Source organism: Streptomyces sp. NPDC048479, assembly GCF_040651435.1.
Classification (GTDB): domain Bacteria; phylum Actinomycetota; class Actinomycetes; order Streptomycetales; family Streptomycetaceae; genus Streptomyces.
This window is the reverse complement of the sequence record NZ_JBEZKA010000008.1, coordinates 212,286-229,790: the sequence shown is the minus strand read 5'-3', so window position 1 is coordinate 229,790 and position 17,505 is coordinate 212,286. Positions and strand designations below refer to the sequence as shown.

General features: G+C 69.9%; 20 protein-coding genes and 1 riboswitch. Of the genes, 10 read left to right on the top strand and 10 right to left on the bottom strand.

The window, feature by feature from the left end:
• The first annotated feature begins 5 nt into the window (after window positions 1-5).
• Complete coding sequence (gene otsB / locus AB0D12_RS15545; protein WP_362681871.1) at window positions 6-854, top strand: trehalose-phosphatase; 849 nt, start codon at window positions 6-8, stop codon at window positions 852-854.
• Here the strand turns inward: otsB and AB0D12_RS15540 are convergent.
• The 3 genes from AB0D12_RS15540 to AB0D12_RS15530 form a co-directional block, all read right to left on the bottom strand.
• The gene (locus AB0D12_RS15540) at window positions 831-2,240 is read right to left on the bottom strand and encodes a trehalose-6-phosphate synthase (protein ID WP_362681868.1); all 1,410 of its coding nucleotides are present in this window, start codon (window positions 2,238-2,240) and stop codon (window positions 831-833) included. The genes otsB and AB0D12_RS15540 overlap by 24 nt on opposite strands.
• 107 nt (window positions 2,241-2,347) lie before the next feature.
• Window positions 2,348-2,602, bottom strand: a complete 255-nt coding sequence (locus AB0D12_RS15535) for a hypothetical protein (RefSeq protein ID WP_362681865.1) — start codon at window positions 2,600-2,602, stop codon at window positions 2,348-2,350.
• A gap of 39 nt (window positions 2,603-2,641) precedes the next feature.
• Window positions 2,642-3,580 (bottom strand): glucosyl-3-phosphoglycerate synthase, encoded by a 939-nt coding sequence (locus AB0D12_RS15530; protein ID WP_362682084.1) that lies wholly within the window; start codon window positions 3,578-3,580, stop codon window positions 2,642-2,644.
• A 163-nt stretch (window positions 3,581-3,743) separates the two neighbouring features.
• A riboswitch (SAM riboswitch) is annotated at window positions 3,744-3,871 on the top strand.
• A gap of 17 nt (window positions 3,872-3,888) precedes the next feature.
• Between AB0D12_RS15530 and thrC the strand changes: the two genes are divergently transcribed.
• From thrC to groL, 4 genes are all read left to right on the top strand, one after another.
• Complete coding sequence (gene thrC, locus AB0D12_RS15525; protein WP_362681862.1) at window positions 3,889-5,172, top strand: threonine synthase; 1,284 nt, start codon at window positions 3,889-3,891, stop codon at window positions 5,170-5,172.
• Between the two features lie 23 nt (window positions 5,173-5,195).
• Window positions 5,196-5,471 carry a MoaD/ThiS family protein gene (locus tag AB0D12_RS15520; RefSeq protein WP_362681859.1) on the top strand — a complete coding sequence of 92 codons (276 nt, stop codon included), beginning with the start codon at window positions 5,196-5,198 and terminating at the stop codon, window positions 5,469-5,471.
• A 411-nt stretch (window positions 5,472-5,882) separates the two neighbouring features.
• A complete protein-coding gene (locus AB0D12_RS15515) occupies window positions 5,883-6,086 on the top strand; it encodes a cold-shock protein (RefSeq protein ID WP_005315736.1) in 204 nt (67 codons plus the stop codon).
• 354 nt (window positions 6,087-6,440) lie between these two features.
• Complete coding sequence (groL, locus tag AB0D12_RS15510) at window positions 6,441-8,063, top strand: chaperonin GroEL (RefSeq protein ID WP_362681856.1); 1,623 nt, start codon at window positions 6,441-6,443, stop codon at window positions 8,061-8,063.
• 129 nt (window positions 8,064-8,192) lie between these two features.
• Here the strand turns inward: groL and AB0D12_RS15505 are convergent, their stop codons facing one another.
• The 3 genes from AB0D12_RS15505 to AB0D12_RS15495 all read right to left on the bottom strand — a co-directional run bounded on the left by AB0D12_RS15505 (window position 8,193) and on the right by AB0D12_RS15495 (window position 9,945).
• On the bottom strand, window positions 8,193-8,690 hold the full coding sequence (locus AB0D12_RS15505; protein ID WP_362681853.1) for a peptidylprolyl isomerase: 498 nt from the start codon (window positions 8,688-8,690) through the stop codon (window positions 8,193-8,195).
• Between the two features lie 168 nt (window positions 8,691-8,858).
• Complete coding sequence (locus tag AB0D12_RS15500) at window positions 8,859-9,122, bottom strand: DUF397 domain-containing protein (protein WP_362681850.1); 264 nt, start codon at window positions 9,120-9,122, stop codon at window positions 8,859-8,861.
• Window positions 9,106-9,945 carry a helix-turn-helix transcriptional regulator gene (locus AB0D12_RS15495; protein ID WP_362682081.1) on the bottom strand — a complete coding sequence of 280 codons (840 nt, stop codon included), beginning with the start codon at window positions 9,943-9,945 and terminating at the stop codon, window positions 9,106-9,108. The genes AB0D12_RS15500 and AB0D12_RS15495 overlap by 17 nt, the downstream gene beginning before the upstream one ends.
• Before the next feature lie 114 nt (window positions 9,946-10,059).
• Between AB0D12_RS15495 and AB0D12_RS15490 the strand changes: the two genes are divergently transcribed.
• The 3 genes from AB0D12_RS15490 to AB0D12_RS15480 all read left to right on the top strand — a co-directional run bounded on the left by AB0D12_RS15490 (window position 10,060) and on the right by AB0D12_RS15480 (window position 12,099).
• The gene (locus tag AB0D12_RS15490; protein ID WP_362681847.1) at window positions 10,060-10,275 is read left to right on the top strand and encodes a hypothetical protein; all 216 of its coding nucleotides are present in this window, start codon (window positions 10,060-10,062) and stop codon (window positions 10,273-10,275) included.
• Window positions 10,272-10,475 carry a hypothetical protein gene (locus AB0D12_RS15485; protein WP_362682094.1) on the top strand — a complete coding sequence of 68 codons (204 nt, stop codon included), beginning with the start codon at window positions 10,272-10,274 and terminating at the stop codon, window positions 10,473-10,475. The genes AB0D12_RS15490 and AB0D12_RS15485 overlap by 4 nt, the downstream gene beginning before the upstream one ends.
• Before the next feature lie 103 nt (window positions 10,476-10,578).
• Entirely contained in the window at window positions 10,579-12,099 is a 1,521-nt protein-coding gene (locus AB0D12_RS15480; RefSeq protein WP_362681844.1) for an alpha/beta hydrolase, read from the top strand.
• A 323-nt stretch (window positions 12,100-12,422) separates the two neighbouring features.
• On the opposite strand, the gene AB0D12_RS15475 is transcribed toward AB0D12_RS15480, so the two are convergent.
• Genes AB0D12_RS15475 through AB0D12_RS15465 form a run of 3 tightly spaced genes read right to left on the bottom strand, consistent with a single transcriptional unit; the run spans window position 12,423 to window position 15,895 of the window.
• On the bottom strand, window positions 12,423-13,949 hold the full coding sequence (locus AB0D12_RS15475) for a PTS transporter subunit EIIC (protein WP_362681841.1): 1,527 nt from the start codon (window positions 13,947-13,949) through the stop codon (window positions 12,423-12,425).
• Between the two features lie 41 nt (window positions 13,950-13,990).
• Entirely contained in the window at window positions 13,991-14,920 is a 930-nt protein-coding gene (gene murQ / locus AB0D12_RS15470) for an N-acetylmuramic acid 6-phosphate etherase (RefSeq protein ID WP_362681838.1), read from the bottom strand.
• A 57-nt stretch (window positions 14,921-14,977) separates the two neighbouring features.
• Window positions 14,978-15,895: a MurR/RpiR family transcriptional regulator gene (locus AB0D12_RS15465; RefSeq protein WP_362681835.1), complete on the bottom strand. Its 918-nt coding sequence runs from the start codon at window positions 15,893-15,895 to the stop codon at window positions 14,978-14,980.
• Window positions 15,896-16,011: 116 nt separating this feature from the next.
• Between AB0D12_RS15465 and AB0D12_RS15460 the strand changes: the two genes are divergently transcribed.
• Both AB0D12_RS15460 and AB0D12_RS15455 read left to right on the top strand, forming a co-directional pair.
• Complete coding sequence (locus AB0D12_RS15460; RefSeq protein WP_362681832.1) at window positions 16,012-16,368, top strand: hypothetical protein; 357 nt, start codon at window positions 16,012-16,014, stop codon at window positions 16,366-16,368.
• Entirely contained in the window at window positions 16,365-16,631 is a 267-nt protein-coding gene (locus AB0D12_RS15455; RefSeq protein WP_327324425.1) for a DUF4031 domain-containing protein, read from the top strand. Before AB0D12_RS15460 ends, AB0D12_RS15455 begins: the two co-directional genes overlap by 4 nt.
• Before the next feature lie 190 nt (window positions 16,632-16,821).
• Here the strand turns inward: AB0D12_RS15455 and AB0D12_RS15450 are convergent, their stop codons facing one another.
• The gene (locus AB0D12_RS15450) at window positions 16,822-17,469 is read right to left on the bottom strand and encodes a hypothetical protein (RefSeq protein WP_362681829.1); all 648 of its coding nucleotides are present in this window, start codon (window positions 17,467-17,469) and stop codon (window positions 16,822-16,824) included.
• Window positions 17,470-17,505 lie beyond the last annotated feature (36 nt).

Sequence of the window (17,505 nt, the reverse complement as noted above, 5' to 3'; positions counted from 1 at the left end):
GGGGCATGGGCAGCACTCCGTATGCGCACCCCTTGCCGACACCGTCGACGCCCGCCGGCCGGGAAGGTCTGGCCGCGATCCTCGCCAGGCCCGAGAAAACCGTCGTCGGACTCGACTTCGACGGCACCCTCGCCGAGATCGTGCCCGACCCCGACCAGGCCCGCGCCCACCCGGGCGCGGTCCCCGCGCTCGCCGCGCTCGCCCCGCGGGTCCTGTCCGTCGCCGTGATCACCGGCCGCCCCGCCGGTGTCGCCGTGCGGTACGGCGGCTTCGCCGGAGTGCCGGGCCTCGACCATCTCGTCGTCCTCGGCCACTACGGCGCCGAGCGCTGGGACGCCGTCTCCGGCACCGTCCATACGCCTGCCCCGCACCCCGGCGTCGCGGCCGTCCGCGCCGAACTCCCCGGATTCCTGGACCGCGTCGGCGCCTGGCAGGGCATCTGGATCGAGGAGAAGGGCCAGGCGGTCGCTGTCCACACCCGCCGTGCGTCCGACCCGCAGGCAGCTTTCGAGGCCCTGCGCGAACCGCTCACCGAACTCGCCGCACGCCACGGCCTGATCGTGGAGCCGGGCCGTATGGTCCTGGAGCTGCGCCCGCCCGGGATGGACAAGGGTGTGGCGCTCGAGGAGTACGTACGCGAGGTGAAGGCCGGTTCCGTGCTCTACGCCGGCGACGACCTCGGGGATCTGCCCGCCTTCGCCGCGGTGGAGAAGCTCCGCGCGGACGGCGTCCCCGGTCTGCTGGTGTGCAGCGGAAGCGAGGAGGTCCCCGAGCTCGCGGAGCGGGCCGATCTGCTGCTGCCGGGCCCGGCGGCGGTGGTCGGGTTTCTGTCAGATCTCGCGCAGCGCCTGTAGCTGGTCCAGGAACCACTTCTGCGGCGGCAGCGCGGTCGCCGCTGCCGCCAGCCGCTTGGTGCGCCCGGCCCGTTCGTTGTCCGGCATCGTCAGCGCCTCGTGGAGCGCCTCGGTGGTGCCGGTCACGTCGTACGGGTTCACCACCACGGCGTCCTCGCCCAATTCCTCGTACGCCCCTGCCTCCCGCGACAGCACCAGCGCGCAGCCGTTGTCCGAGACGACCGGGATCTCCTTGGCGACGAGGTTCATGCCGTCACGGATCGGGTTGACCAGGGCCACGTCGGCCAGCCGGTACGCGGCCAGGGAGCGTGCGAAGTCGTCCTTCACATGGAGGACGACCGGGGTCCACGTCGGTGTCCCGTAACCGGAGTTGATCTCGTCGGCGAGGCGCTGGACCGCCGCCGTGTAGTCGCGGTACACCGCCAGGTCCTGCCGGGAGGGGTAGGCGAAGGCGACATGGACGACTCGCTCCCGCCACTCCGGACGGGACTCCAGCAGCTGCCGGTAGGCGAGCAGGCCGCGCACGATGTTCTTGGACAGCTCGGTGCGGTCCACCCGGACGATCGTCTTCCGGGGCGCCGACGGGGTGCCGCCGATCTCTTCGCGCAGCGCCACCAGCCGCTCCGCCACATCCGGCCGGTGCGCGCGCTCCCGCAGGAAGTCCGCGTCCGCGCCGAGCCCGTGCACGCCGATCCGGGTGCCCGTCAGGGAGTCCGCGCCCAGCAGGTCCGTACAGCACGCCGTGAACGCGTCCGCCCACCGCCGGGTCAGAAAACAGGTCCGGTCCGCGCCGAGCAGGCCGCGCAGCAGCTGCTCGGCGATGTCGTCGGGCAGCATCCGGAAGTAGTCGACGGGCGCCCACGGCGTGTGCGAGAAGTGCCCGATCCGCAGATCCGGCCGCAGCTCGCGGAGCATGCCGGGCACCAGCGCCAGGTGGTAGTCCTGCACCAGGACCGCCGCACCGGGAGCCGCCTGCGCGGCGAGCGCGTCCGCGAAGGCCCGGTTGTAGGTCTCGTACGAGGCCCATTGGCGGCGGAACTCATCGTCGAAGACCGGCTCCACCGGCGTCTGGTACAGCAGATGGTGGACGAACCAGAGCACGGAGTTCGCGATGCCGTTGTACGCGTCGGAGTGGACGGCCGGGTCGATGTCGAGCATCAGCACCCCGGCCTCGCCGACCCCGCGCCGTACCGCCTCACGGTCGCCGTCGCCCAGCGCGGCGCACACCCACAGGGCGTCCGCCTCGGAGCCGATGGCGGAGAGACCGGAGACCAGCCCGCCGCCGCCGCGCTTGGCGTCGAGCGAGCCGTCCTCGCGCAGCGTGTACGAGACCGGGCCGCGGTTCGACGCGACGAGGACCTGGGCAGCAGGGTGCTCGGAAACCATGTGGCGAAACCTAGCCCGTCGCACAAACCCTCAAACGTGCGTACGGCCGAAGGGCAGGTCGGCAGATTGGTGATTCACGGGAGCAGGTCGGTGATAGCGGCGCCCGCTCAGTGATTGCGGCGCCCGCGCGTGGCGGCGACCGCGATCACACCGGCCGCGGTCAGGCTCAGCGCCAGACCGCCGAGGAGCCACAGCCGCTCGGAGCTGTGGTCGCCCCGGTTCGCCGGGGCGACGGTGTCGGCCATCGCCTGTCCCTGGATGACCACAGCGGTCAGAACGGTGGTGATGAATGCCAGGGCCCCGAGGAACCGCGGAAGCCCGGCACTGCGGCGCGGGGCGCCCGTACTGTATCTGAAGCCCATAAATAGGAAGTGTTGGACAAATCGTTACAGCGGTGATGGTTATGCCGCGCGACGCGCCGCGTACTCACCGATCTCGCGCATCGGCGGCCGCTCCTCCGTGTCCACCGGATAGGTGCGCGGTTCGAAACCGTCCTCGCCGCGCTCGAACTGCGTGAGCGCCGGCCGCACCAAGTGGCCGCGGGACAGCCGTAGTTGAGCCGTACGGTAGATCGCCGCGGCCATTCGGCCCAGCGCCTGCCCGTCCTGGTGCCGGTGCTTGCGCGAGCCGACGTCCACCTGGGCCAGCGCGTCAAGACCCACCGTGTGCAGTGCGTCCACGAGCAGGCCCAGCTCCACTCCGTAACCGACGGGGAAGGGCAGCCGCTCGAGGAGCGAGCGCCGCGCCGCGTACTCGCCGCCGAGCGGCTGGACGACCCCGGCCAGCTGCGGCCAGTGCAGATTGAGCAGCGGGCGCGCCACCAGCTCGGTGACCCGGCCGCCCTGACCTGCCACATCGCCCAGCGGCCGGTCGTACATCGCTTTGACGAACTGCACTTCGGGGTCGGTCAGCAGCGGTCCGACGATCCCGGAGACGAAGTCCGCCGAGAAGTCCCTGAGGTCCGCGTCGATGAAGCAGACGATGTCGCCGCTGGTCACCATCAGCGACCGCCACAGCACCTCGCCCTTGCCGGGGACCGCCGGTATCCGCGGCAGTATCGCGTCGCGGTGCACCACCCGCGCGCCGGCCGCCGCGGCCACCTCCGCCGTACGGTCGCTCGAGCCCGAGTCGATGACGACCAGCTCGTCGACGAGCGGCACCGCTTCCATCAGCTCGCGCCGGATCACGGTGACGATCTCGCCGACCGTCGCCTCCTCGTCGAGCGCGGGCAGCACGACACTGACGGTCGTACCGCGCTTGGCAGCGATGAGCTGGTGCAGCGGCCGGTCGGACACGGACCAGGAACGCCTGCTCAGCCAGCGCTCCACCTCTTCCAGCACGCTCGTTACTCCCTGGTTGTGCCACGCCGCGCCAGCGGCAGGGGCCATGATCTTCATCTCGCGGTTCGGACGACTATCTCAACCGTCCAGGCCTTCGGTTACAGTCTTGAACAACGCGGATGACCGTCGCATGTCGGGGGTCCTCACGCTGACAATCGAATACCGCTCATCCAGAGGGGCAGAGGGAACGGCCCGTTGAAGCCCCGGCAACCCTCCCGCCGACCGCGAGGTCACGGTGGGGAAGGTGCCAATTCCGTCTCGTGGCGAAATGCGTCACGGGGAAGATGAGGAGAAAGGGCCTCGCCTCCATGGCTGTTCAGACTGTCGCAAGCACCACTCCAGTGAACCTCGGTCCCGCCGCGGCGCTCTCGTGTCGCGAGTGCGGAGAGCGTTTCGACCTCGGCCCGATCTTCGCCTGTGCCCTGTGTTTCGGGCCCCTCGAAGTCGCGTACGACCTGCCCAGCGGCGACTCCGACGCGCTGAAGAAGCGGATCGAAGCGGGTCCGAACAATATCTGGCGGTACGCCCCGCTGCTGCCCGTCCCCGCCGACGTGGCCGAGAAGCCGAACATCAACCCCGGTTTCACCAAGCTCGTCAAGGCCGACAATCTCGCCCGTGAGCTGGGCGTTACCGGTGGCCTGTACATCAAGGACGACTCCGGCAACCCGACGCACTCCTTCAAGGACCGCGTCGTCGCGATCGCCGTCGAGGCCGCGCGCGCCTTCGGCTTCACGACTCTCTCCTGCTCCTCCACCGGCAACCTCGCGGGCGCCGTCGGTGCGGCAGCCGCACGGGCCGGCTTCCGCTCCTGCGTGTTCATCCCGCACGACCTGGAGCAGGGCAAGGTCGTCATGGCCGCGGTGTACGGCGGCGAGCTGGTCGGCATCGAGGGCAACTACGACGACGTCAACCGCTTCTGCTCGGAGCTCATCGGCGACCCGCTGGGCGAGGGCTGGGGCTTCGTCAACGTCAACCTCCGCCCGTACTACGGCGAGGGCTCCAAGACGCTGGCATACGAGATCTGCGAACAGCTCGGCTGGCAGCTGCCCGACCAGATCGTGATCCCGATCGCCTCGGGCTCGCAGCTCACCAAGATCGACAAGGGTCTGCAGGAGCTGATCAAGCTCGGTCTGGTCGAGGACAAGCCGTACAAGATCTTCGGTGCCCAGGCGGAGGGCTGCTCGCCGGTGTCGACGGCCTTCAAGGCCGGGCACGACGTCGTACGTCCGCAGAAGCCGGACACCATCGCCAAGTCGCTGGCCATCGGCAACCCGGCCGACGGCCCGTACGTGCTGGACATCGCGCGCCGCACGGGCGGCGCGGTGGAGGATGTCAACGACGAGCAGATCGTCGACGCGATCAAGCTGCTGGCCCGTACCGAGGGCATCTTCGCGGAGACCGCGGGCGGCGTGACCGTGGGCGTGACGCGGAAGCTGATCGAGGAGGGCGTGCTCGACCCGGCGCTCACCACGGTCGTGCTCAACACCGGCGACGGTCTCAAGACCCTCGACGCGGTCGCCCCGACGACCGGACCCACGGCGACCATCCGCCCGAGCCTCGACGCGTTCCGCGACGCCGGCCTGGCCCGCTGACTACCTACGGAAGGCAGAACACCATGAGCGTGAACGTCCGCATCCCCACCATTCTCCGTACGTACACGGGCGGTCAGGCCGAGGTCCCGGCAGAGGGCGCGACGCTCTCCGAGGTGATCGCCGACCTGGAGCAGAACCACACGGGCATCGCCGCGCGCGTCCTGGACGACCAGGGCAAGCTGCGCCGCTTCGTGAACGTGTACGTGAATGACGACGACGTCCGTTTCGAGCAGGGTCTTGAGACCGCGACGCCGGACGGTGCGGGCGTTTCGATCATTCCTGCCGTCGCCGGCGGCTGAGCTACGCAGCGTTACCAGAATTGCCCCCTCCGCAAGAGAAGCGGAGGGGGCAATTCTGTATGGTTGAGCGCGGTACAGTTGGGGAAGGCCCCGCCGCTGCTTATGCCGGCCGCATATGAGAATGCGTCCTGGCCCATCGAGAAGCAGCCAATAAGTTCGCTCGAATTGCCTCTTAAGCGTCATTTGCCGGGCCCGACTTGCCCCGGAATTTATTGAATTCAGTTCAATTATCCGTTCACGCGTGCTCGGATTTCTCGTCGGATTGACCTGTTGCAGAGGGCAGTTGGGCAGATACATTCAGCCGCGGTCGACGCGTTCCGGCGCACACCCTCTCCTGTCGGAGGGTGGAGGTCTGACCCAGGGTCCGCGAAGTGCGGTCCTGCGCAAGGGCCAGTAATAGGGGAGTTAGGCATGGCTCAGGGCACCGTCAAGTGGTTCAACGCGGAGAAGGGGTACGGCTTCATCGCGGTCGACGGTGGTGCGGATGTTTTCGTCCACTACAGTGCGATCCAGATGGACGGTTACCGCACCCTTGAAGAGGGTCAGCGAGTCGAATTCGAGATCTCGCAGGGCCAGAAGGGTCCGCAGGCGGATATGGTCAAGCTCGCCGTCTGATCTCGGCGCGATCGGCCACCGACGCACTCACGGCGAGGGGCCCGCATCCCACCAGGGATGCGGGCCCCTCGTGCGTCTGCCCGCGGGTGTGCTCGCGCGTCCGCTCCTGTGCCCGTCCGCGGGTCCCTTCGCGCGTCCGCTCGGGGGGCTTCGATCCGTGAGAGTCGCTTGCACTCTCCTAGGGCGAGTGCTAATCATTGGCGTTAGCACTCTGACAGTGAGAGTGACAACGAGGACCGGGTTGGTGAGGTCCGCAGGCCGGGTGGGGCAAGGAACCACAAGGCATGCAGGCCGTCCGTCGCGGGCGCCAGCGCGGTCCGGAGAATCCACCCCAGTCCGGGAGGACCACTTCACATGGCCAAGATCATCGCGTTCGACGAGGAGGCACGGCGCGGTCTCGAGCGCGGGATGAACCAGCTCGCCGACGCCGTCAAGGTCACCCTCGGCCCCAAGGGCCGTAACGTCGTCCTCGAGAAGAAGTGGGGCGCCCCCACGATCACCAACGATGGTGTATCCATCGCCAAGGAGATCGAGCTCGAGGACCCGTTTGAGAAGATCGGCGCCGAGCTGGTCAAGGAAGTCGCCAAGAAGACGGACGACGTCGCCGGTGACGGTACGACCACCGCGACCGTCCTCGCCCAGGCGCTGGTCCGCGAGGGCCTGCGCAACGTGGCCGCCGGTGCCAACCCGATGGCCCTCAAGCGCGGTATCGAGAAGGCCGTCGAGGCCGTCTCCGGTGCACTGCTCGAGCAGGCCAAGGACGTGGAGACCAAGGAGCAGATCGCTTCCACGGCCTCCATCTCCGCCGCCGACACCCAGATCGGCGAGCTCATCGCCGAGGCGATGGACAAGGTCGGCAAGGAAGGCGTCATCACCGTCGAGGAGTCCCAGACCTTCGGTCTGGAGCTTGAGCTCACCGAGGGTATGCGCTTCGACAAGGGCTACATCTCGGCGTACTTCGCCACCGACATGGAGCGTATGGAGGCGTCGCTCGACGACCCGTACATCCTCATCGTCAACTCGAAGATCAGCTCGGTCAAGGACCTGCTGCCGCTCCTCGAGAAGGTCATGCAGTCCGGCAAGCCGCTGCTGATCATCGCCGAGGACGTCGAGGGCGAGGCCCTGTCGACCCTGGTCGTCAACAAGATCCGTGGCACCTTCAAGTCCGTTGCCGTCAAGGCTCCGGGCTTCGGTGACCGCCGCAAGGCGATGCTGAACGACATCGCCATCCTCACCGGCGGCACGGTCATCTCCGAGGAGGTCGGCCTCAAGCTCGAGAACGCCGGTCTGGACCTGCTGGGCCGCGCCCGCAAGGTCGTCATCACCAAGGACGAGACCACGATCGTCGACGGTGCCGGTGAGAGCGACCAGGTTGCCGGTCGCGTCAACCAGATCCGTGCCGAGATCGAGAACTCCGACTCGGACTACGACCGTGAGAAGCTCCAGGAGCGCCTCGCGAAGCTGGCCGGCGGCGTGGCCGTCATCAAGGCCGGCGCCGCGACCGAGGTCGAGCTCAAGGAGCGCAAGCACCGCATCGAGGACGCGGTGCGCAACGCCAAGGCCGCCGTCGAGGAGGGCATCGTCGCCGGTGGTGGCGTGGCTCTGCTCCAGGCGACTTCGGTCTTCGAGAAGCTCGACCTCGAAGGTGACGAGGCGACCGGCGCCAACGCCGTGAAGCTCGCGCTGGAGGCCCCGCTCAAGCAGATCGCCGTCAACGGTGGTCTCGAAGGTGGCGTCGTCGTCGAGAAGGTGCGCAACCTGGCCGTCGGCCACGGTCTGAACGCCGCGACCGGCGAGTACGTCGACATGATCGCCGAGGGCATCATCGACCCCGCGAAGGTGACCCGCTCTGCTCTGCAGAACGCGGCCTCCATCGCGGCGCTGTTCCTCACCACCGAGGCCGTCATCGCCGACAAGCCCGAGAAGGCCGGTGCCCCCGCGGGCGGCGGCATGCCGGGCGGTGACATGGACTTCTGAGCCTCGGCTCAGTAAGCCCGGTTACGCGACCGAAGGCGGCATCCCTGACAGGGGTGCCGCCTTCGGGCGTTTCAGCGCGTGGTCACGCGGGGACCCGGACCTCTCGGCCGCTCAGGTCCCGCAGGTTCGTCAGGCGACGCCGGAGCCGGAGATGGTGATCTTGGCCTTGGTCCGGCCACTCTGCGATCCGTAGCTCTCGATCTTCTTGACGAGGGCCATGCTGTCCTCGTCGGCGACCTCGCCGAACACGACGTGCTTGCCGTCCAGCCACGGCGTCAGCACGGTGGTGATGAAGAACTGGGAGCCGTTGCTGTTCGGACCGGCGTTGGCCATCGAGAGCAGGCCCGGCTTGCTGTGGGTGAGCTTGAAGTTCTCGTCGGCGAACTTCTCGCCGTAGATGCTCTTGCCGCCCGTGCCGTCACCGCGGGTGAAGTCGCCGCCCTGCAGCATGAAGTCGGGGATGACGCGGTGGAAGGAGGACCCCTCGTAGCCGAACCCCTTCTCGCCGGTGGCGAGCGCGCGGAAGTTCTCCGCCGTCTTGGGAACGACGTCGTCGTACAGGTTGAAGTTGATCCGCCCGGCGGGGGCGTCATTGATGGTGATGTCGAAGTAGACCTTGGTCGTCATAGGGCCATCCTGACATCCCCGGCAGGCAGGGGCGCGCCGGGCGCCCCGGTCCCGCTGAGTCGGTGGGCGAGCGATGGCATGGGTATCCGAGTGCCCAAGGTGCCGAGAACCGGAGGGCGGCCCCTCGGCACACGAACGAGAACGGCCGGTTCCGAGGGGCTCCGCCGGCTAGTGCTGCTTGAGGTCGGCGACGAAGGCGGACCAGGCGGCGGTCCGGAACACGAGGGCCGGGCCGTCGGGGTTCTTGGAGTCGCGGACGGGGACGATGTCGGGGTGACCGTCGGCGACTTCGAGGCAGTCGCCTCCGCTGCCGCCGCTGTGGGTGGACTTGCGCCAGGTGGCGACCTCCAGGCAGTTGCCGCCGTCGCCTCCGCTGTAGCTGGACTTGTGCCAGGTCGCGCCGCTCAGGTTGTACTCAGGGCTGATCCTCATGGGCGTAATCCTCCGCCACTGATTCGATCAGAGCCAAGGACGCTTCCGGTGACGATGCGCTGGCCCCGAGCAGATCGTAGGTCAGTTCGTAACGCGCGACCCTTGCCGGATCATCTTGCAACTGACCTGTTCCCAGGCCCTGGAGATACGCGAGAGGGGGTGCGTCGGTGAAGGACATCAGCTTTACGGGACCTTCGAGAGCCATGTGCGCGCCCGCGTCGAACGGCAATACCTGCGCGATGATTCGGTGTCGTCTGATCAGCGATCCCACATGGCCAAGTGCCTCCGCCATCACCTCGAAGCCGCCGACAGCCCTCCGTAACACCGCCTCGTCCAGAACCGCCCACAACAACGGCGTTGTTGGATCGTCGAGAAGGTGCGCGCGGGCGAGACGTGCCTCGACCAGCTCGTCGATCACCGCCTCCGTCGCGGTCGGCTGATACGCGCGGAACACCGCCCGCGCGTACGCCTCCGTCTGCAACAGTCCCGGAATCAGCAGCGGCGCGTACTCCTTGATCGTCGTCGCGACCGCTTCCGCCTCCGCCGCTTCCGCGAAGTGGTCCGGATACCTCGACTTGCCCGATACCCGGCAGTTCCGCTGGAAGAAACCGTTCGTCCGCAGGAGCTCGTCTATCTGGCTCGCGTACTCCGGCTGCATCCGCCGCGTACCCGCCTCCAGCTGGCCGATGAACGAACCGCTCACGAACAGCGGCGCGCCCAGCTCCTCCTGGGTGAGGCCCGCCTTCTCGCGTGCGTGGCGCAATTCCGCGCCGAGCAGCGCGCGCGGGGAGGACGACGGGTCGAGATCCTTCGGTCCGGGCATGGGCAACTCCTGGTCGCACACGTGGGATTGTTGGGCGCCGTCAGTGTTCAGGCTAGCCATCCACCGGACACGCTGTGTACGTAACGCGAACACTCAGCGTGGAGGTGCCTGGTCATGGTGGTGCGATCGGCGGAGCGGCTGCGAGCCGCCGAAGAGGTGGTGGCCCAATTGCGCGGCGAGCTGGGCGAGGTGGGCGTGAGTCTGCCGTCGCTGCGGGTGGATGTGGTGTCCCTCGCGAGCGACGCGCCGTACCCGCTCGTCGAACTGGGCCGCTGCAACCTGGACACGGCACTGCGGCTGGCCGCCGTACTGCACGAGGTACGGCGGTGAACGCCGGGGAGTTCGCGGTCGACGCCCGCGACGGGCGGATCGGGCAGGTGATGGGCCACGAAGGCGGCTATGTGCAGCTGCGGCCACCCGGCGGCGGCCGGGAGTGGGACTGTCCACCGGAGGCCCTGACCCCGGCCCCGCCGGGCGAGGTGCTCCGGGCGCGGGTGCGCCGGCTGAATACGGAGGGCCGGCTCCCGTGAGTCGGGGTGCCACCCCGAGGCGTCTCGGGGTGGGGCAAACCCCCCGGTGAACAGGCCAGTTGGCCCGGTGGGACACCGGCTCCGGCTGCGCGAGGGTCTTGTCATGCGAATCCTCGGCAGCCGGAAGCCCGGCTTCACGTCAGTGGCTCTCACCCTTCCCGTTCTCGCGACCGCCCTTGTCGCCCTCCCGGCGCCCGCCTCCGCCGCGGCAGCCCCGCGGCCGGAGACGGCGGTCCGGTGGGAGAAGTGCCCGGGCAGCGGGCTCGACCCGCGTCAGGAGTGCGCGACCGTGTCCGTTCCGCTCGACCATGCGAAGCCCCGCGGGTCCCGCATCTCCCTCGCGGTCTCCCGTATCCGCAGCGACAACCCCGCTGCCCGCCGTGGCACGCTGCTGCTGATCCCCGGCGGACCCGGCAACTCCGGGATCAACGAGCCTTCCCGACGCGGAAAGGCGCTGCCGCAGTCGGTGCGCGACGCCTACGACATCGTGAGTTTCGACCCCCGGGGCGTCGGCCGTAGTACGCCGGTCGGCTGCGGTCTGGCGCACGAGGACCTGGCACTGGTCAAGGTGCGGCCGTGGCCCGATGCCGACGGCGGCATCGAGGGGAACACCGCCACCGCTCGCCGTCTAGCGGACGCCTGTGCCGCGCAGGGCGGCGAGGTGCTGCGCAGCATCAGCACCCGCAACGAAGCCCGGGACATCGACCGGATCCGCCAGGCACTCGGCGAACGGAAACTCTCCGCCTGGGGCGTCTCGTACGGGACGTACGCGGGAGCCGTGTATGCGCAGATGTTCCCGCAGCGCACCGACCGCTGGGTCCTGGACAGCAACGACGACCCCAATCCCGAGCGGGTGGCGCGGGGCTGGCTCGCCAACTACCAGATCGGCGTCGAGGACGCGTTCCCGGACTTCGCGGCCTGGGCGGCCGATCCCGGCAATCCCGGCCGTCTCGCCGAGACCCCCGCGGAGGTCAGGCCGATGTTCCTGGCGCTTGCCGCACGGCTCGACCGGGCGCCGATTCCCTGGCCCGGCGCCAACCCGGAGGAGCTCAACGGCAATGTCCTGCGCCAGTCGCTGCTGGACAGCCTCTACTCCAAGGCCCGTTTCCCTGCCCTGGGCCGGCTGATCACGGCCGCCCGCGACGGCTCCCCGCTGCCCGCGGCGAGTACGCCTCCTGATGAGGCCATGCAGAACACGGTCGCCGTCTCGGGCGCGACCCTCTGCAACGACGCCGACGCCTGGCCGGACGCGAACCCGGCCGTGTACGCGAAGGACGTCGCGAAGAGCCGCAAGCGGTACCCGCTCACCGGGGGGATGCCGGTGAACATCGCGCTGTGCGCTTTCTGGCACGACGAGCCGCGAGAACGCCCGGTCCGCGTCACGCCGGACGGCGGCCCGTCGAACATTCTGCTGATCCAGAACCTGCGCGATCCCGCCACACCGCTCGCCGGCGCGCTGAAGATGCGTGCCGCGTTCGGCGACCGGGCCAGGATGGTCACGGTCGACGCGGTCGGCCACGGTGCCTACCGTGCTGACGGCAATGCCTGCGGCGACGACGCGGTGACCGGGTTCCTGCTCACCGGCGAACGCCCGTCCCGCGACACACTCTGCGCGACGCGTTAGTCCGTCGAGCCGCCGGCCGGGACATGCTCGGCCCGCTGCGAGGTGACGCGGGCGGCACCTCTTCCGAAGGGGTGCCGCCGGGCATGCGGTAGTCGACGCTCACCGGACAGTCGCCGAACTCATGCGCCTCTCACCTCCGGCGCGAGCTGCGCCGCCGCAGAAAAGCGGCGCCGGATCAGGCGGCGGGAGCGGCGTAGGTCCGAGCCGGGGCTCCGCCCCGGACCCCGCTCCTCAATCGCCGGACGGGCTTGATCTTCCGCCGGACGGGCTGAATCTCAGCCCGTCCGGCGATTGAGGACACGCCCGAAGGGCGTACGGGGGCGTCAGGTCGTGGCCGACGCGGGTTCCTTCGGTGGGGCGGGGGAGCCCGCTGCCACTGGGGGCAGGGACTCCTCCGGGGCCACGTTGAGCTCCTTGAGCATCGGCCCGGTGAAGCCGAACCAGTACGTGGCCAGGAAGCCGACGACGTAACCGACCAGCAGCCCGGCCGCGTAGACCCCGATCGTCTCGCCCAGGCCCTTGTTGCCGTCGAGCAGCGGGAACAGCGCCCAGCCCGAGGGGCCGATCGCCGTGGAGCCGACCTTGTCGCCCAGCATGTTGAAGAGGCCGACGAAGCCGCCGCCGAACGCGCCGCCGACGCAGGCCGTGATGAACGGTCGGCCCAGCGGGACCGAGACGCCGTAGATCAGCGGCTCGCCGACGCCCAGAAAGCCCGCCGGGAGCGCGGACTTGATGGTGCTGCGGATCGAGGTGTTGCGGGGCAGCCGGACGTAGACCGCGGCCGCCGCGCCGACCTGCCCGGCGCCCGCCATCGCGAGGATCGGGAGCAGGACCGTATAGCTCTGCTGCTCGATGAGCGTGGTGTGGATCGGGATCAGCGCCTGGTGCAGGCCCAGCATCACCAGCGGCAGGAAGAGACCGCCGAGGACGAAGCCCGCGGCAGCGCCGCCGCCTGCCAGCAGCCAGTTCGCGAACTCGCCGATCGCGGTGGAGATCTCACCTGCCACGAACATCAGGCCGAAGAGAGTCACCAGGCCGGCGACGAGGACCGTGAGGGTCGGCGTGACCAGGACGTCCAGGGCCTCCGGCACCCAGCGGCGGCACCACTTCTCCACGTACACCGCGAGCAGCGCCGCGCCGAGCGCGCCCAGGACGCCGCCCTGGCCGGGGGAGAGATGGACACCGAAGGCGGTGATCTTCGCGACGCCCGGAAAGACGATGATCGCGGCGACCGCGCCGCCCAGGACCGGCGTACCCCCGAACTCCTTCGCGGTGTTGTAGCCGACGAAGACCGCGATCAGCGACATGAAGCCGGAGGCCGTCGCGGCGAGTGCGGGCACCACGGCCGGGGCCCAACCGAGGTTGGCCAGCAGGCCGTTGAGGCCGGCGATGATGCCGCAGCCGATGAGGGCCGGGATCAGCGGGACAAAGATGTTCGCGATACGGCGCAGGAACAGCTTGAAGGGCGTCGAATTCTTCGCCCTCCGGGCCGCCTTGATGGCGGCACCCCGGTCGGCCAGGTCATCGGCGGTCCTGGGGGCCGCTGCCACGAGCGCCTCGAACTCCGGGGTGACCCGGGCGACCGTGCCCGGGCCGAGCACGATCTGGTACGTGTCGTCCTCGACCACGCCCATGACCGCGGGAAGCGCCTTCAGCGCCTCTTCCTGTACGAGGGAGGAGTCGCGCAGACCGAGGCGGAGGCGGGTCATGCAGTGCGCGACGGTGGTGATGTTCCGGGCGCCGCCGACCAGAGGGAGGATGGCGGCGGCGACGGTGGTGTTCTTGTCCGGGGCGTTGGGGCCGTTGGGAGCGTCCGGGGCGTCAGGAGCGTTGGGGGCGTCTGTTGCCATGGTGCGGAGTGCCTTGCTGTGGGGGGACGTTCAGTCGGTGGTTACCGGCGGGCGGACTGCAGTGCCGCGCGCAGATGGCCCTTGCTCTCCGTCAGGAGCCGTGCGGCGGTGGGGCCGTCGACCGAGCCGAGGATGGTGAGGATGGCGTTCTTCACCTCGCCGTCGGTCGCGGCGAGGGCGGCCTCGATCTCCTCGTCCGACGCGCCGGTGACCAGCGCGACGATCCGGCGGGAGCGGGCGCGCAGCTTCTCGTTGGAGGCGCGGACGTCCACCATCAGATTCCCGTATGTCTTGCCGAGCCGGATCATCGTGATCGTCGAGATCATGTTGAGGACCAGCTTCTGCGCCGTGCCGGCCTTCAACCGGGTCGAGCCGGTGAGCAGTTCGGGGCCGACGACGATCTCGATGCGGTGGTCGGCGGCCGCGCCGAGTGCGCTGTCCGCGTTGCAGGACAGGCCGATGGTGAGCGCTCCGATGGAGCGGGCGTGCTCGACCGCGCCGATCGCGTACGGGGTACGGCCCGAGGCGGAGATCCCGACCACCGTGTCGTCCGCGGTCAGCTTCAGCGCGTCCAGGTCGGCGGCGGCCAGCTCCTTGCTGTCCTCGGCACCTTCGACCGCCTTGACCATGGCGGACGGGCCGCCCGCGATCAGGCCCACGACCTCGGTCGGGTCGGTGTTGAAGGTGGGCGGGCACTCGCTCGCGTCCAGTACGCCGAGGCGCCCCGCCGTGCCGGCGCCGGCGTAGACCAGCCGGCCGCCGCGGGACATCCGCTCGGCGGTGTCGTCGATCGCGGCGGCGATCCGCGGCAGCTGCGCGGCGACGGCGGCGGGGACGGACTCGTCCTCGCCGTTCATGATCCGGGCGATCTCGAGGGTGGGGAGCCGGTCGATCTCGGCGAGTTCGGGCCGGAACGCCTCGGTGGTGAGGGTGGCCAGCTCGGCGCGGAGTTCACCGTAGGAGAAGGTCATGAAGAGCGGCTCAGCTTTCTCGGTCCGTGGGGGGGAGGGGTTCGGTGATCGGGGTGCTCAGCGGGTGCGGGGGCTGTGCCGGTGGGCGAGCGCCTCGTACGAAGCGGCCAGGGCAGGGGCCGCCGTCTCGTACGTGCGCTGCGCCACGCCTATGAACAGGCAGTCCACAACGAGGAGTTGGCTGGTACGGGACGACATCGCGGCCGGCCGCAGCTCGCTCTCGCGGGCGGTGGAGGTGGTCAGCACATGGTCGGCGTACTGCGATACGGGCCCGTCCGGGCGGCCGGTGATCGCGACCGTCGTCGCACCGCGGTCGAAGGCGACGCGCAGCGGCTCGATGACGTCGCCGGTGGAGCCGGAGTGGGTGATGGCGATGGCGACATCGCCGGAGCGGAGCTGCACGGCGTTGGTGACGGCGAGATGCGGATCGGCGTGGGCGTGGGCGATCAGGCCGATCCGCAGCAGCTTCTGGGCGAGATCCATGCCGACGAGGGAGGACGCGCCGACGCCGTAGATGTCTATACGGCGGGCGGTCGCGGCGGCGGCCACGGCGGCGCCCAGCTGTACGGTGTCGAGCCCCGCGGCCGTGTCGGCGAGGGTCTGCTGCTCGTCGTACGCGAGCTTGGTGACGACGTCCGCGATGGGGTCGTCGACGGCGATGTCGGCGGTGACGGCGGGCGCGCGGCCGGACTGCTGGTGGGCTGCGAGCCCGGCGAGCGCGAGGCGCAGGTCGCGGTAGCCGGGATAGCCGAGGAGGCGGGCAGTGCGGACCACGGTGGCCTCGCTGGTGCCGGTGAGCTCGGCGAGGCCGGTGACCGTGAGGGCGGCGCAGCCGGCCGGGTCGTCGGCGACGGCTTCGGCGACCCGCTGCATGGAGCGGGTCATGGACGGCGCGAGGGTCCGGACCTTGGCCGCGAGGGCGGCCGGGGCGGGCGGAGCGTCGACGCTGAAAATTTCCTTCACTGGATTGGTCACCCTTGAAAGATATTTTCGGAATTCCTTTGTCGTCAACCCCCTTGGGTCCGGGGCGGACCGGCAGCCGGGAGCGGACCGCCGGCCGGCAGTGGAGCAGGTGGGGTGACAATGGCTTCATGGACGACGCGAACCCACTCGAGCAGGCCCTGCACGCGGCGCGTGCGCTGGTCCTCGCCGACCTGGCCGCCCGCGATGTGGCCGACGCCGGGGTCGTCTCGCTGGTCGAGGACGCGGTGACGCACCGCCGTTGGTGGGTCGAGCAGTGGCCGGAGGGCGTCGAGTACGTCGCCGGCCTGGTGGCCCAGGACGTCCAGGACGCGCTGCTCGAGCGGCACGGCAGATGGCCGCTGTGCCCGGTCTGCGACGCCGGCGACCCGCACGCGCTGGATGTCGAACCGGAGCTGGGCCCGGAGCCGCACTGGGTCTGCGCGAAGGCGGGCGTCGTGGTGGCGCCGGTCGGCGGCCTCTCGTGACGGTGTACATCGACCCGCCGACCTGGCCGGGCCACGGCAGGCTGTGGTCGCACCTGGTCAGCGATGTCTCGTACGAGGAGCTGCACGCGTTCGCGGCATCGATCGGCTGCCCGCCGCGGGCCTTCGAGCGGGACCACTACGACGTGCCGTCGCACCGGTATGCCGATGCGGTGGGGGCGGGCGCGGTGGAGGTGTCCAGCCGCGAGGTGGTCGTGCTGCTGACGAAGGCGGGGCTGCGCAGACGCAAGGGGCGCCCCGCTTGAGGGCTCCCGGCGAGAGTCGGGCGGACGAACCCAGGGGGTGCGGTTACCACCTCGCGAGGCCGCTTGCGTCGGCGTCGCGCGATCGGGTGATCACCGCGCAGAAGGCAGTGACTCAGACCTCGGCGCGCGCTCCCGCGCGCGCCGTCCCGCGCGCGCCGTCCCGCGCGCGCCGGACGTCGAGAAACGCGGGTCAGGACGCCAGCAGCTTCAGCTCTGTCGCCAGGTTGTGCCGCGCACGCGACTCCCACTCCCGCTCCCCGTGCGGCGTACGGAACAGTCGCGGCAGGCCGAGCAGCTGGCGCAGCACCGCCGCGCGGCCCTCGCGGAAGGCGTCGTCCGGGACGAAGGCGTACTCCTCGCGTACGGCCGCGGTGTACGCGGCGTACGGCTCCGGCGGCGCCGCCAGGATGGCCAGGTCCGCGTCGCACAGGACCGCGCCGTTCGGATCGTCGATCTCAGGCGCGTGGGTGACGGTGAGGCGGACCAGCCGGGCGACCTCGGCGGTGGCGGCGGGGGTCAACCCGGCCTCGGTGAGGGCGCGTTCCGCCAGGTGGGCGGAGCGTTCCTCGTTCTCGGAGCGGTCGGGGAGGTAGACCGCGTCGTGGAACCAGGCCGCGAGGCGGACCAGGTCCGGATCCGCGGCGTGCTCCTCCAGTACGTCGATATGGTTCAGCACCGCCATCAGGTGATCGACCGTGTGGTAGTGGCGCTGCGGCTCCGACCAGCGCGAGAGCAGATTCTCGGCGTACGGCAGCGGGTCCGGTGCGCCCGCGTCGTGGCGGGCGGCGAGGAGGGTCCGGTTCCAGCGTGCGCGCAGGTCCACGAAGTCGTCGGTCATGGGGCGACTCTAGAGCGGGGCCCCCTCGGATGCGGT

Coding starts and splice junctions, on each gene's coding strand:
- AB0D12_RS15495 (WP_362682081.1), bottom strand. CDS start 9,945: ATGCCCGGACCGAAGGATCTCGACCCGTCGTCCTCCCCGCGCGCGCTG.
- AB0D12_RS15540 (WP_362681868.1), bottom strand. CDS start 2,240: ATGGTTTCCGAGCACCCTGCTGCCCAGGTCCTCGTCGCGTCGAACCGC.
- AB0D12_RS15490 (WP_362681847.1), top strand. CDS start 10,060: ATGGTGGTGCGATCGGCGGAGCGGCTGCGAGCCGCCGAAGAGGTGGTG.
- thrC (WP_362681862.1), top strand. CDS start 3,889: ATGGCTGTTCAGACTGTCGCAAGCACCACTCCAGTGAACCTCGGTCCC.
- AB0D12_RS15520 (WP_362681859.1), top strand. CDS start 5,196: ATGAGCGTGAACGTCCGCATCCCCACCATTCTCCGTACGTACACGGGC.
- AB0D12_RS15535 (WP_362681865.1), bottom strand. CDS start 2,602: ATGGGCTTCAGATACAGTACGGGCGCCCCGCGCCGCAGTGCCGGGCTT.
- groL (WP_362681856.1), top strand. CDS start 6,441: ATGGCCAAGATCATCGCGTTCGACGAGGAGGCACGGCGCGGTCTCGAG.
- AB0D12_RS15460 (WP_362681832.1), top strand. CDS start 16,012: ATGGACGACGCGAACCCACTCGAGCAGGCCCTGCACGCGGCGCGTGCG.
- AB0D12_RS15475 (WP_362681841.1), bottom strand. CDS start 13,949: ATGGCAACAGACGCCCCCAACGCTCCTGACGCCCCGGACGCTCCCAAC.
- murQ (WP_362681838.1), bottom strand. CDS start 14,920: ATGACCTTCTCCTACGGTGAACTCCGCGCCGAGCTGGCCACCCTCACC.
- AB0D12_RS15505 (WP_362681853.1), bottom strand. CDS start 8,690: ATGACGACCAAGGTCTACTTCGACATCACCATCAATGACGCCCCCGCC.
- otsB (WP_362681871.1), top strand. CDS start 6: ATGGGCAGCACTCCGTATGCGCACCCCTTGCCGACACCGTCGACGCCC.
- AB0D12_RS15480 (WP_362681844.1), top strand. CDS start 10,579: ATGCGAATCCTCGGCAGCCGGAAGCCCGGCTTCACGTCAGTGGCTCTC.
- AB0D12_RS15450 (WP_362681829.1), bottom strand. CDS start 17,469: ATGACCGACGACTTCGTGGACCTGCGCGCACGCTGGAACCGGACCCTC.
- AB0D12_RS15500 (WP_362681850.1), bottom strand. CDS start 9,122: ATGAGGATCAGCCCTGAGTACAACCTGAGCGGCGCGACCTGGCACAAG.
- AB0D12_RS15515 (WP_005315736.1), top strand. CDS start 5,883: ATGGCTCAGGGCACCGTCAAGTGGTTCAACGCGGAGAAGGGGTACGGC.